Source organism: Vibrio floridensis (assembly GCF_021852965.1).
Lineage (GTDB): Bacteria > Pseudomonadota > Gammaproteobacteria > Enterobacterales > Vibrionaceae > Vibrio > Vibrio floridensis.
The window spans coordinates 46,559-59,837 of the sequence record NZ_JAKGCY010000006.1; the positions used below are offsets into that span (position 1 = coordinate 46,559).

Annotated in this window: 12 protein-coding genes; 9 read left to right on the forward strand and 3 right to left on the reverse strand. The window is 45.3% G+C overall.

Features of this window, described 5'->3' with window-relative positions; all coding sequences use genetic code 11:
- The first annotated feature begins 1 nt into the window (after nt 1).
- The 3 genes from lysS to LZU85_RS11285 all read left to right on the forward strand — a co-directional run bounded on the left by lysS (nt 2) and on the right by LZU85_RS11285 (nt 3,843).
- Nucleotides 2-1,534 (forward strand): lysine--tRNA ligase, encoded by a 1,533-nt coding sequence (gene lysS / locus LZU85_RS11275; protein ID WP_237287116.1) that lies wholly within the window; start codon nt 2-4, stop codon nt 1,532-1,534.
- A gap of 209 nt (nt 1,535-1,743) precedes the next feature.
- On the forward strand, nt 1,744-3,078 hold the full coding sequence (vpsR, locus tag LZU85_RS11280) for a cyclic-di-GMP-binding transcriptional regulator VpsR (RefSeq protein WP_176298084.1): 1,335 nt from the start codon (nt 1,744-1,746) through the stop codon (nt 3,076-3,078).
- Nucleotides 3,079-3,591: 513 nt separating this feature from the next.
- Nucleotides 3,592-3,843 (forward strand): hypothetical protein, encoded by a 252-nt coding sequence (locus tag LZU85_RS11285; protein WP_011078612.1) that lies wholly within the window; start codon nt 3,592-3,594, stop codon nt 3,841-3,843.
- Between the two features lie 39 nt (nt 3,844-3,882).
- Here the strand turns inward: LZU85_RS11285 and LZU85_RS11290 are convergent, their stop codons facing one another.
- Nucleotides 3,883-4,917, reverse strand: coding sequence for an NADP(H)-dependent aldo-keto reductase (locus LZU85_RS11290; protein ID WP_237287117.1), 1,035 nt, complete (start codon nt 4,915-4,917; stop codon nt 3,883-3,885).
- Between the two features lie 197 nt (nt 4,918-5,114).
- Between LZU85_RS11290 and LZU85_RS11295 the strand changes: the two genes are divergently transcribed.
- Entirely contained in the window at nt 5,115-5,426 is a 312-nt protein-coding gene (locus LZU85_RS11295) for a DUF6482 family protein (RefSeq protein WP_176298082.1), read from the forward strand.
- On the opposite strand, the gene mutH is transcribed toward LZU85_RS11295, so the two are convergent.
- Complete coding sequence (gene mutH, locus LZU85_RS11300; protein WP_176298081.1) at nt 5,413-6,096, reverse strand: DNA mismatch repair endonuclease MutH; 684 nt, start codon at nt 6,094-6,096, stop codon at nt 5,413-5,415. The two genes, LZU85_RS11295 and mutH, sit on opposite strands and share 14 nt — an antisense overlap.
- Before the next feature lie 618 nt (nt 6,097-6,714).
- On the opposite strand from mutH, the gene rppH reads away from it, so the two are divergent.
- Genes rppH through LZU85_RS11325 form a run of 5 tightly spaced genes read left to right on the forward strand, consistent with a single transcriptional unit; the run spans nt 6,715 to nt 11,995 of the window.
- A complete protein-coding gene (rppH, locus tag LZU85_RS11305) occupies nt 6,715-7,233 on the forward strand; it encodes an RNA pyrophosphohydrolase (protein ID WP_176298080.1) in 519 nt (172 codons plus the stop codon).
- 2 nt (nt 7,234-7,235) lie between these two features.
- Complete coding sequence (gene ptsP, locus LZU85_RS11310; RefSeq protein ID WP_176298079.1) at nt 7,236-9,482, forward strand: phosphoenolpyruvate--protein phosphotransferase; 2,247 nt, start codon at nt 7,236-7,238, stop codon at nt 9,480-9,482.
- 6 nt (nt 9,483-9,488) lie between these two features.
- Complete coding sequence (locus LZU85_RS11315; protein WP_176298078.1) at nt 9,489-10,280, forward strand: TSUP family transporter; 792 nt, start codon at nt 9,489-9,491, stop codon at nt 10,278-10,280.
- A gap of 38 nt (nt 10,281-10,318) precedes the next feature.
- Nucleotides 10,319-11,134 (forward strand): prolipoprotein diacylglyceryl transferase, encoded by an 816-nt coding sequence (gene lgt / locus LZU85_RS11320; protein WP_237287118.1) that lies wholly within the window; start codon nt 10,319-10,321, stop codon nt 11,132-11,134.
- A gap of 9 nt (nt 11,135-11,143) precedes the next feature.
- Entirely contained in the window at nt 11,144-11,995 is an 852-nt protein-coding gene (locus LZU85_RS11325; protein WP_011078604.1) for a thymidylate synthase, read from the forward strand.
- A 57-nt stretch (nt 11,996-12,052) separates the two neighbouring features.
- Here LZU85_RS11325 and LZU85_RS11330 read toward each other — a convergent pair whose 3' ends face one another.
- Nucleotides 12,053-13,201: a flavohemoglobin expression-modulating QEGLA motif protein gene (locus tag LZU85_RS11330; RefSeq protein ID WP_176298077.1), complete on the reverse strand. Its 1,149-nt coding sequence runs from the start codon at nt 13,199-13,201 to the stop codon at nt 12,053-12,055.
- Nucleotides 13,202-13,279: the final 78 nt, after the last annotated feature.

A 13,279-nucleotide genomic window follows, 5' to 3' on the forward strand; every position in this document is an offset into this window, starting at 1 on the left:
AATGACTGATGCTGTTCAAAACGAAACTGTACAAGACGCCTCTACACCAGAAGAGAACAAGCTCATTGCTGAACGCCGTGCAAAATTGGATCAAATCCGAAAGAGCTGCAAAGCAAATGGCCACCCAAACGACTTCCGTCGTGACAGCCTTGCTGGCGACCTTCAAAAAGAGTTCGGTGAAAAGAGTAAGGAAGAGCTAGAAGCACTTAATCACGTGGTTGCTATTGCAGGCCGTGTTATGGCGAAACGTGGACCATTCCTAGTGATCCAAGAGACTTCAGGTCGTATCCAGGCTTATGCGGACAAAGATGTACAAAAAGTACTGAAAGACAAATACCAAGGTCTTGATATCGGTGACATCATCGGTGTGAAGGGTGCGCTGCACAAATCTGGCAAAGGCGACCTATACGTAAATATGACAGAGTACGAGTTGCTGACCAAAGCACTTCGTCCACTGCCAGAGAAGTTCCACGGTCTCACTGACCAAGAAATGCGTTACCGTCAGCGTTATGTTGACCTCATCGTGAATGAAGATTCTCGTAACGCGTTTGTAGTACGTTCAAAAGTGATGTCGGCAATCCGTAATTTCATGATCTCTAAACAGTTCATGGAAGTTGAAACGCCAATGATGCACGTGATCCCTGGCGGTGCGAGTGCGCGTCCATTCGTTACGCACCACAATGCGCTCGATATGCCAATGTACCTACGTATTGCGCCTGAGCTATACCTGAAGCGTCTAGTTGTTGGTGGTTTTGATCGCGTATTCGAAATCAACCGTAACTTCCGTAACGAAGGTCTTTCTCCACGTCACAACCCAGAATTCACGATGATGGAGTTCTACATGGCGTACGCGGACTACAAAGATCTGATGGATCTAACTGAAGAACTACTAAGCTCTGTTGCTCTAGAAGTTCTAGGTTCAACGTCAATGCCTTACGGTGAGCATACTGTTGAGTTTGGTGGTACTTACGCTCGCATGAGCATGTTTGAAGCGATCAAGCACTACAACCCAGACCACGCGCAAATCCAAGCGCTAACAGAAGAAGACATTCAAAACCGTGACCTAATGGTTTCTATCGCGAAATCGGTTCACGTAGAAGTCGAACCTTTCTGGACATGTGGTCAGCTTCTTGAAGAGATCTTTGGTGAAACAGCAGAACCGAAGCTAATGCAGCCAACGTTCATCACGGGCTACCCTGCAGATATCTCTCCACTGGCTCGTCGTAGCGATGACAACCCATTCTTCACAGACCGCTTTGAATTCTTCATCGGTGGCCGTGAAGTGGCGAACGGTTTCTCTGAGCTTAACGATGCAGAAGACCAAGACGCGCGCTTTAAATCGCAGGTTGAAGCGAAAGAGTCGGGTGATGACGAAGCGATGTTCTACGATGCAGACTACATAACGGCACTCGAGCACGGTCTACCACCGACTGCAGGTCAAGGTATCGGCATCGACCGCCTCGTGATGCTACTGACCAACACGCACACGATTCGTGACGTTATTCTATTCCCTGCAATGCGCCCACAAGCGTAATTAGATAGCTTAAACAGAAAGCTTAAAAAACCACCTTCGGGTGGTTTTTTTTACTGAGCATAGTTCTATTTACACAACGAAATGCTAACTGCATTCCAACTATTGGTTATTGAGTTTAGAATTAATACACTGTCTCAAATGTGATACAGACTTGTCGATCATTAGTCTCGATAATGTCACTCATGTTCGAAATTGTGAAAAGGTTGTATATGGCGACTCAGTTTAAGATGGATTCTGTGCCAGGCTCATTGGTTGTAGTTGGTGGCACTTATGAGCCTTGGTTGTCCGTTTTGGAGCAGGTAGGCTGGAAATGCCACCAGTGTGCAGATTTACGTAAAGTCGACGCATTGCTCGAAGATATCGGCCCGTGCATTGGTATCGTCGATCTCAGTCATGATGAGTTCAGTTTAAATGGCATAGCAAATTTGGTCAGTACACATAAGCATGTGCGTTGGATTGCTTTCATTCGTGAACAGCAACTTAGCTCTGACACCATTTGCCAGTTTATCGTTAACTTCTGCATCGACTTTTTCACTGCCCCTATCCCTGACGCACAACTTCTCAGCACGATAGGTCATCAATTGGGCATGCTCAAACTTGAGAAAAAAGTTTGGCCGACGTTTGGTAACAATCAAGATATGGGGCTGATTGGGGAATCGGTGCCTTTGAAGCGTCTACGCGATCAAATTAAACGCATTGGTCCTACCGATGTGAGTATTCTGATCAATGGGGAAAATGGTTCCGGTAAGGAAACCGTGGCTCGAGCCATCCACAAAATCTCTTCTCGTGCGATGAAGCCATTCTTCTCTGTAAAATGTCGTGCGATGAGTGAACAACGCTTTCAATCCGAAGTGTTTGGCATTGGGGCTGATGTGCAGGCTGGCCCTTCGATTCTAGAGCAGGCCGATGGTGGAACCGTTTTACTCAATGATATTTTGACCATTTCCAAAACTCAGCAGTTGCACTTATTGCGTTTCTTGCAAGAAGGAACGATAGAAACCAGCGATGGTATGAAGAAGGTCAATGTTCGTATTTTGACGGCGAATGCTTCTGATATTGAAAAAGCACTGATCGATGGGGATTTTAGCGAAGAGTTATACCACTACATCAATGTACTGCGGATTAACGTACCAAGCCTCAAAGAGCGTGCCAGTGATATCGCTCTATTAGCTCGTTCCTATCTCCAAGAATATTCAAAAGAGTACAATGCTCAAGCAAAAGGCTATTCAGAAGAAGCGATGCGAGCTCTAATGAGATACTACTGGCCTGGCAATGTGCGCGAGCTGATGAATCAGATCAAGCGCGCGGTCTTGATGTCTGACAGTGTAATCATCGATGTGCCGCAATTGGATCTTCCTAAACGTGGTGATAGTAAACGCAGCTTAAAAAATATCCGTGAAAAAAGTGAGCGCGATGCGCTGTTGCTGGTGCTTGAGTCTCATTCTGGTCAGGTTTCGAATGCAGCCAAAGAGTTGGGGGTTTCACGTGCGACGATGTATAGACTTCTCAACAAGCACAACTTGATTACAGAACAAACGGTATAGTGGAATATCCTGTTAAGAATTCCCAAATCTTGAGGCCATTCTATCGAATGGCCTTTTTACATTCAGATAATCATCTAGCAACCTCATATTGCTAAGGTGAATATGTTATAACCAATCAATATGCAACTGACATTTAGTAGGATATTTTGTAATTGTTGCATAGGCTAAAAAGTGATTGATTAATAGTCACCTTTGCTTACAATTTAGCCATAACTTTCGAGTTATACCACATCAAACTTTTTAGGATTAATAAACCATTGAAGGGGGCTAACATGTTGAAATTGAATGCAAATCAACCCGTTTGTGCTCTTCGTGATGCTCATTCCTCTGAGATGAGTGTGGCTATCAGCATCGGCGCTGATACCGCTATCGATGGTTAGTTAATCCGCACCCTCATTGTTATTTAACTGAGCTGCGGAAAATGGCAGCTTAGTTTGTGTCTCTCTCTACGAGTTGATCTACCCGAAAAGCACGTCATTTTTCTCAGCAATCATTCTTATTTGGAGAAAAATAATGCGTCACTCTATTTATTTGAAATTAGCCACTATTTTGGTTCAAGCCGATTTAAAACGTGAAGAACGTGAATGGGCGAAACGTGTCCGTCGTAGTAGTTATGAGATTCCTTGGAACAACGCCTTCTTGCTAAGAGACATTGGTTTAGATGAAGGTGGTCGAGCGAATCCAAACACCACTCCGGATGAAGTCAAAGTTGCGCGTCGAATCCGCCATATTCGTCGTGTGCTTAGTGCGCGAATACCGACGTAATCGAAAGGGCTGTAACCTTTGTGGTTACAGCCCGCAATGCTATGGGCATGGATTGGAGTAGGTGGTTCCAATCTGCTGTACTTTATTTAACACCTCATCTTCTAACTTGACATTGAGACTCTCGATATTGGCTTTAAGCTGATCGAGAGTCGTTGCACCAATGATATTACTGGCGACAAATGGACGTTGATTAACAAAAGCCAGTGCCATTTGCGCGGGATCCAAGCCGTAATCTCTGGCGAGTGAAACATACGCTTTGGTTGCTTCTATCCCTTGTGGGGTAAAGTAGCGCTGAAAACGCTCAAAGAGAGTGCAGCGAGCGCCTTGTGGGCGAGCGCCATCGAGATACTTACCGCTCAGTGTACCGAATGCCATCGGAGAATAAGCAAGCAGTTGAACGCCTTCGTAGTGGCTAATTTCGGACAAGCCAACTTCAAAGCTGCGATTGAGTAAATTGTAGGGATTTTGAATCGAAACAATTCTTGGCAAGTCGTGCTTTTCAGCTAAACGCAGCAAGGTCATTACGCCCCAAGGGGTTTCATTAGACACGCCTATATAACGTACCTTTCCCGCTTTAACGAGTTCATTCAGTGCTTCTAGCGTTTCAATGAGCGTCACTTCTTCTTGCGTATCGGGATAAGGGTAGTTGAGTTGACCAAAGCAGTTGGTTTGACGCTGAGGCCAATGCAACTGATAGAGATCGACATAATCGGTTTGCAAGCGTGTCAGGCTGTCATCGATCGCTGTGTGAATATGGCGTCGATTTAAGCTCATGTTGTCGCGAATATAGGGAACATTGCGTGGCCCGGCAATTTTGGTCGCGAGCACGACTTTCTCTCGTTTGCCACTTTTCGTTAGCCAATTACCAATAAACTGCTCGGTGAGACCTTGTGTGTTGGCTTTGGGAGGAACAGGGTACATTTCAGCCGTATCAATAAAATTGACACCTTGCGCGATTGCGTAGTTAAGTTGTTCAAAGGCTTGTTGCTGGCTATTTTGTTCACCATACGTCATGGTGCCTAAACATATCTTACTGATCTCAAGTGTCGAATGAGGCAACTTGGTATAGAGCATGGCACTTCCTTGGTTATCTAATATTGTGCTGTTAAATCATCTTATGTCGAGTGAAGAGTAAGTTGAAGAAGATATTGAACAATATCATTAGTGATAATTTGATGAATAAATGCGCAGTTCGGTTTTAATGGGGACGCTTGAATGGACTACACTTACACTTTATCTGGATAAATCGTTAGCGAAGTTGAGGGTAGTATATGCAAAAACATCAACTTGATCTTTGGCTACATGGTCAGCATAAGCAGAGTTATGTTCCCCCAAAAATGTTCGTGATTGGCTGTTCGGATGCGAATGAATATTTACTCGCTATTGAGTACAAACATCATCTTGAACCGATTAAGCAGGGGGAGGAGATAATGCATTTTCACTCTTTAGATTTGGTAAAAGAAGAGTTAATGAAACTTGGAGTGGAAAAAGCCTATCTTAGACTACATAACGTTTATGAAGAGGTTGGCAGTGATCGATTGGCTTCTTATTACGATATAGAACTGCAGCTTAAACCTCACTAATTAATGAATCGAATGCTCGCTGCAAAATGCGATCGGTGAACTGAGTTCGTAAGTAAAAGCCGCGAGGTAAGGTTTTGATGGGTTTACCATTGGCGTTATAGGCTTCGGTCAACGCTTTACTGTTTGCTGCTTTCGGTCGCAGGTGTAAAGCGTCACCATGGCGAGCGGAAATTTGATCAAAGCGACCAAAAACGATCATTTCCATTAACTCTTCCCAATCGTTTTTCAACACTTGTTCTTCTTCGGCAGAAGGGGACCAAATCAACGGTGTGCCGACATGACGCTCAGCTAATGGGATTTCTCGTTCTCCTTCAACTGGGATCCACAACACACGAGAGAGTTTATTGCGCACATGACTGGTTTCCCACGTTAATCCATGCACTCCCGTTAGTGGTGCTACGCAGACAAAGGTGGTTTCTAGCGGTTTTCCGGCATAACTGACAGGAATACTTTTTAGCTCAATGCCCAGTTCGGAAAAATCCTGCTGTGGCTTACTGCCAGCAGCGGCGCCCAAGTGCCACTCAAGCAGTTGTCCCACCCAACCTTTGTCGCGTTTGAGATCAAAGGGCACTTCCATCCTAGCTTCTTCCGCTAATTCGGCAAAACTGCAACCGGATATCTGTTGGGCGCGCTGGAGTAATTCATGTTCCGTTTTAGGGATGGGTTTCATAAGACCGACCACTGTGTTTGAAGAGTGGTATGGTAACAAATATTGTCGCAGTAAGGATATGTTTGAGGATCTTTGTTGGTGGTTCTTTGATCTGTTCGTGAGTTATCCACAGGTGAAAGAGGTTTTTGGGCAAAATTTCGAAGTCATGGATCAATAAACAGTATATGGTAAGTGAATTATCGCTTGATTTTTGGTGGTCTGTTTGAATCATTTGATTTTTGGTGTGGATAAAATAACCATTGTATGATCTTTGACCGATCTGTTTGTGCTTAAAAGATCATCAGTATAATGATCGTTTTAAAAAATGAAAATTAACACTATACCTATGATAAATAATGTTTTTATTTTGTTTTCTTGAATCTTAGTAATGTATTGAAGACAGCTAACACTTCTGTCATTGATGAAAAGCCAATATTTTTCACAAAGTTATTCACAGAAAAGGTGAATAAATGTGGTCCATGTCTCAAACTTGTGTTGATAACTGTTTTTGTGCTGTAAAGTTATTCAATTGATGCTGAAACACGATAAATCTTAGCTATATCACATCAGTAAGTTTGCTACTGCTGGGGATATGTGGAAAAATCACTGCAATAAAAAACTTATTTTAGAGGTTAGCCAGTGATAGATGGCGATGGTTACCGGCTAAATGTTGGTATAGTGATTTGTAATAACCATGGTCAGGTCTTCTGGGCTAAGCGATACGGGCAACACTCATGGCAATTTCCTCAAGGGGGAATTGATGATGGGGAAACTCCGGAGCAAGCAATGTTTCGAGAGTTGTATGAAGAAGTCGGTTTAACGCATAAAGACGTTAAGATTATAGCGAGCAGTCGTCATTGGTTAAGATATAAGCTACCAAAGAGACTGGTTCGTTGGGACTCTAAGCCTGTTTGTATCGGCCAAAAGCAGAAATGGTTTCTTTTGCGTCTTGAGTGTGATGAATCCAAGATCAATATGCAAAAAGGAAGCTCTCCTGAATTTGATGGTTGGCGTTGGGTGAGTTATTGGTACCCTGTTCGCCAAGTGGTTTCATTTAAGCGAGACGTATATCGTCGTGCGATGAAGGAATTTGCATCGTTAGCCATGCCTTTTCGCGAACGTAAATTAAAAGGTAAAAAGACTAAACGAAGAGGATAGCTATGCTGAGTCAACTCAGGGAGATAGTTGAAAAAGTTTCTCGTGTCGAGGATGTGCACCAAGCATTGAACACCCTAGTACGAGAAACCTGCACAGCATTAAATACCGAGTGTTGCACCGTCTATTTAGCCAATGAAGAAATGCAAAGGCTTGAGTTGATGGCAACACAAGGGTTGACCTTTCATGGCGATAGCATTCACATCCAGTTTGAGGAAGGCTTGGTTGGGCTGGTAAAGCGCAGTGCCGAGCCTCTTAACTTAGCCGAAGCCTCGAAGCATCCCGCGTTCAAATATTTTCCTCAGTTAGGCGAAGAAACGTATCACTCGTTTTTAGGCGCGCCGATCATTCATCGTAAAAAAGTATTGGGCGTACTGGTTATCCAGCAGAAAACACCACGACTTTTCAGCGAGATGGAAGAATCCTTCCTGGTCACTTTATCTGCTCAGCTAGCTGTCATCATTGCGCATGCACAAAGTCTTGGCCATTGGTCATTGGCATCTAAACCTGCCGCAGTGCAGGGCATTGCCGCTTCAAGTGGGGTCGCGATTGGTGAGTTCTGGTACGACAATTCACAACCAATATTGTCGGAAGTTTGCCCTGCCTCGACACTCAATAAAGAGCGAGAGCATGAATGGCTGCTGGTGGCTATAGAAGCAGCACTCGCCGACTTCCGTCGTATGCGAAAGAAATTCGATAGCGAAATTAATAAAGAAGCGCTGGCCATTTTCGATTTATTCACGCACTTGCTGAACGATCCCATGTTGCGCAGCGATCTGAAAAAACACGTGGAGCGAGGTGATCGTGCTGATTGGGCATTACGACAAGTGGTGGAGAGTTACTCTAACCGTTTTGCACGAATGTCTGATGTTTACCTGAGAGAAAGAGCGCATGACATTCGTGAGTTGGGTCAGCGTTTACTGTTTTTTTTACACAACAGTGAGCAAGAACAGCCAAGAATAGAGCGCCCTGTGATTTTGGTTGCCAATGAACTCACCGCCTCACTTTTAGCGTCTGTACCGAAAAAGTACCTATTGGCCGTGGTTGCGTTAGAGGGAGCAGCGAATTCGCACGCTGCGATTTTATCCAGAGCGCTAGGGGTGCCCGCGGTCATGGGGGCAAACCTGAATCTGGAAGAGGTGCATGGCAAGCAAGGGATCGTCGATGGCTACTCCGGCGAGATTTATGTTCAGCCTAATCGCCAGATTTTGCGTGAGTACCGCAGCCTTGTAACGGAAGAGAGTGAATTGTTCGCGATGGTGAACAAGGAGCTTGCTCTGCCAGCGAAAACTCTGGATAACGTCGATGTCGAGGTATTACTCAATGCGGGCTTGAGCGCCGACAGCAATATAGCCATTAACTCTGGGGTGGATGGTGTTGGGCTGTATCGCACGGAGATCTCTTTTCTGTTGCAACATCGCTTTCCATCTGAAGATGAGCAGTATCAGCAATATCGAGCCATCTTGAGTAGCTACCCAAATCAAAGAGTGGTGATGCGTACGTTGGATATTGGTGGAGATAAGCCTTTACCTTATTTACCAATAGAAGAAGACAACCCATTTTTGGGGTGGCGTGGCATTCGCTTTACCCTTGACCATCCTGATATCTTCCTTATTCAGTTGAGGGCTATGCTACGTGCTAGCGCAGAGCACAATAACCTCAGTATTTTGTTGCCGATGATCTCAGGGATTGGAGAGCTGGAGGATGCTATCCGCCTAATTCAGCAGGCTTACCATGAGGTGGTTTTGCTGGATGAGCGCGTGATGCAGCCTGAAATCGGCGTGATGATTGAAGTACCTTCTATGGTCTATTTGATTCCATCGATAGCTCAACGCGTGGATTTTGTCTCGGTGGGGACGAACGACTTAACGCAATATTTATTGGCAGTTGACCGGAACAATGCCAGAGTTTCGGATGTCTATGAGTCATTGCATCCGGCGGTATTGCAAGCGCTACAGCAGATCTATCAGCAGTGTGGGCACAATAATTTACCCGTTTGTATTTGTGGTGAGTTAGCGGGAGATCCTTTTGGCGCTTTGCTCTTAATCGGGTTGGGCTACCGGAGTTTGAGTATGAACACCTCGAACGTTGCGCGCATTAAATATCTCATCCGCCATAGTCAGCTCAGTGAGCTTCAAAGTTTATCGCAGCAAGCGTTGTCTCTATCTCATGGAAAAGAGATCCAACAGTTGATGCGAGAGTTTTTTATTCATCATGATTTTGCCGGATTTATCCGTGCAGGTAAGAAGTAGGTTGCTGTGACAATTGAACTATTGAGTGTGCTACTGGTATTAGGTGGCTTTGTGGGTGTCATGGCTGGTTTGCTGGGCATTGGTGGTGGTTTAATTGTTGTTCCCGCGCTTCTGTATTTGTTGCCTTGGGCTGGTATTCCACAAGAACTCAGTATGCATATGGCGCTAGCCACTTCTCTGGCGAGCATTATCGTCACTTCTGGTTCTTCGGCATTCAATCACCTTAAACTGGGAAATGTGGATATCTTCGTGGTGAAGTGGTTGATGCCCGGAGTGGTGATTGGTGGCTTTGTCGGTGCCAATATTGCTGAGTGGATCCCGACACAATATCTGCCGCGCGTGTTTGGCATCATTGTGTTATTCCTCGCTTTGCAAATGTTTCGCTCTATTCGCGTGACAGCAACACGTGATATGCCTAGCAGTCCGGTCACCATGCTATATGGCACAGGCATTGGTGTCGTATCGAGTCTTGCAGGAATTGGCGGTGGTTCACTTTCCGTGCCGTTTCTTAATCGTCATGGCGTTGAAATGCGCAAAGCGGTGGGTTCCTCCTCAGTCTGTGGTTGTGTAATTGCGATTGCCGGTATGACGGGCTTCATCCTGCATGGCTACAGCGTCGCTTCATTACCTGATTACAGTGTAGGGTACGTTTATTTACCCGCTTTGTTTGCTATTGCTGGCACTTCTATGCTCACCACTCGCATTGGTGCTCGCTGGGCCACCACGCTTCCAACGGCAAAGCTGAAAAAAATCTTTGCATTGTTTTTAATGTTTGTCGCGCTCAGCATGTTAGTCTAGCCGCGTTATTTTTAAGTTGATGATTAAGAGTACTTATTATGTCTCAGGGTTACCTGCCTTTTCCTAATATCGACCCCGTCTTTTTCTCGATAGGACCGATTTCAGTTCGTTGGTACGGGTTGATGTATCTATTTGGTTTTCTGTTTGCGATGTGGCTTGCTAATCGTCGAGCAGACAAACCGGGCAGTGGCTGGACGCGTGAACAAGTTTCGGATTTGCTGTTCGCTGGATTTCTTGGCGTTGTACTGGGTGGTCGCATTGGCTACGTACTGTTCTATAACTTCGATCTCTTCCTCGCCGATCCGATCTACCTCTTTAAAGTCTGGACTGGTGGTATGTCTTTCCATGGCGGCTTGCTGGGTGTCATTACGGCTATGCTCTGGTACGCGAAGAAAAATGGTCGAACCTTTTTCGGAGTGGCGGATTTCGTTGCTCCGTTAGTGCCATTTGGTTTAGGGGTAGGGCGCTTAGGCAACTATATGAACGGTGAACTTTGGGGCAGAGTGACCGATGTGCCTTGGGCGATGGTGTTCCCAACAGGCGGACCACTACCACGCCACCCTTCGCAATTGTATGAGATGGCATTAGAAGGGGTGGTGCTGTTCTTTATCCTCAACTGGTTTATCCGCAAACCTAGACCTTTAGGATCTGTATCTGGTTTATTCCTAGCGGGATATGGTACATTCCGTTTCCTCGTTGAATACGTGCGTGAGCCAGATGCGCAACTGGGTCTGTTTGGTGGTTTTATTTCGATGGGACAAATCCTCTCGTCACCAATGATCATTGGTGGATTGGCGCTGATGGCTTGGGCTTATAAACGTGGCCACTATCAAGACAAAGTAACCGTGAAGTAAGGAATTGAAGTGAAACAATATTTAGAATTGTGCCGTCGCATCGTGGATGAAGGGCACTGGGTTGAAAATGAACGCACCGGTAAGCGCTGCCTTACTGTGATTAACGCGGATTTAACCTACGATGTTGCCAACAATCAATTTCCTTTGGTTACCACGCGTAAGAGTTTCTGGAAGGCGGCGGTTGCAGAATTGCTTGGCTATATTCGAGGCTATGACAATGCGGAAGATTTTCGCAAGTTAGGCACGAAAACCTGGGATGCGAACGCCAATCTCAATGACGCTTGGTTGAATAACCCATATCGCAAAGGCGAAGATGACATGGGCCGTGTCTACGGCGTGCAAGGGCGAGCTTGGGCAAAGCCGGATGGTGGTCATATCGACCAATTGCGTAAAATTGTCGATGACCTGACGCGCGGAGTAGACGATCGCGGTGAGATCCTCAATTTCTACAACCCTGGTGAGTTTCATATGGGCTGTTTACGCCCTTGTATGTACAGCCATCACTTCTCACTGCTGGGAGATACGTTATACCTCAACAGCACACAACGTTCGTGTGACGTACCGCTAGGGCTGAATTTCAACATGGTCCAGGTGTATGTGTTCTTGGCGATCATGGCGCAGATTACGGGCAAGAAACCAGGCCAAGCGTTCCATAAGATTGTTAATGCACATATCTATGAAGATCAGTTAGCGCTGATGCGTGATGTACAACTCAAGCGAGAACCGTTACAAGCGCCAACGTTCCACATCAATCCTGAGATCAAATCTTTGGAAGATCTGGAAACTTGGGTCACTTTGGATGATTTCTGGGTTGAGGGGTATGAACATCATGACCCAATCCAGTACCCATTCTCGGTATAACATTACGATGGTTGAAAAGGGCTCTTAGAGCCCTTTTTGCTACCTGTTAGGTCAGTGCTATTTGAGCGCATTGGCGACAAACTTATAGATAGGATCTGCGGGTGCAGGTTTGGCGATAGCTGGGCTAATAAATTTTGGTGGAAGAATAATGTCATCTTTTATCAGCGATTTAATCGCTGAGAAGTAGCGTATTTCGGTTTTTCCTGCCAACAGTACATTAAAGTCATCACCTAATTGATCGTAGGCGTTGAGTATCTCTCTGAAGCCTCGCAAGTAGAGGTAGTCTTTGGTGTAGCCACCTCCACGATAAACTCGAGCCGTGATAGTGAATGCTGTCATGTCGTCCACTTTGTACTGCTCTTTCAACAGCAAAAATGTGTTTCTAAAATCACGATCTTTGATCATCGACTCTACCGCGATCACACGCAGCGCTAAAGTTCTAAGACGTTTAAGGCTAAAGTGCCCAGAGAGAAACTCGCACAAGATAGCCAAACCTTCTTGTGTGGTGGTATTCACAGGACAGCCCAAGCTGAGTAATTTCAGCGGTTGTGCTCGGCCATTGAGAGTGGTTAGTAGGTGAACGCCTAACTCATGATGAGCGAGGGCATGAAGCTCTTTGGTGGTGATGCTTGCAGAGGCGTTGATTTTGACTTTGGTGCCTGAGACCAATGCATTGGCAATCATACTGTTGTTGATTTCAATCTCACCGGTGTAACCATGATCTAGACAAAACTGCTGCATAAACGTGGCAATCTCGTTGCAATCATGACGCTGTGACGCCTCTTCTTCAATGGGAAGATGCAGTAAGAAATTGGCATTGCGGATGTCTTTGCTGCTTGGTTCACCATAATAGCGCAGGGAGTTGTAGAGAAACTCAGGTTGGCCAATGCTGCACAGTTGATCCAGTTTATCTGCGTACGATTGAATGACTTCGGCATAAAGCTGACGCAGTTGAGGGTGCTCTATCAACTCAATCGGCAGAGAGTAGAGGTTTCGTTTGGCCTGATGGACATCGAAGGTTTGATTTTTATAAGTAAACTCAGGTTCGACCGAGAAACGATTATCGAAAAAACGTTGACGCTCTTCTTTGTAGTTTTGTGGAGTGACACTACTCAAAATATCAATATTGTCGACTAACAGCGAAAGTTGTTCATCGATTTTCCCGGTTGCGGCTAGGAGTTGTTGTTTGTCTGAATGTTCCATCATTACATCACTGCTGTTTTTTCTTCAGTTTGTATCAGACAAAGACTTTTGCCAATGAAAAGTGATGGTTATTGGAAATAA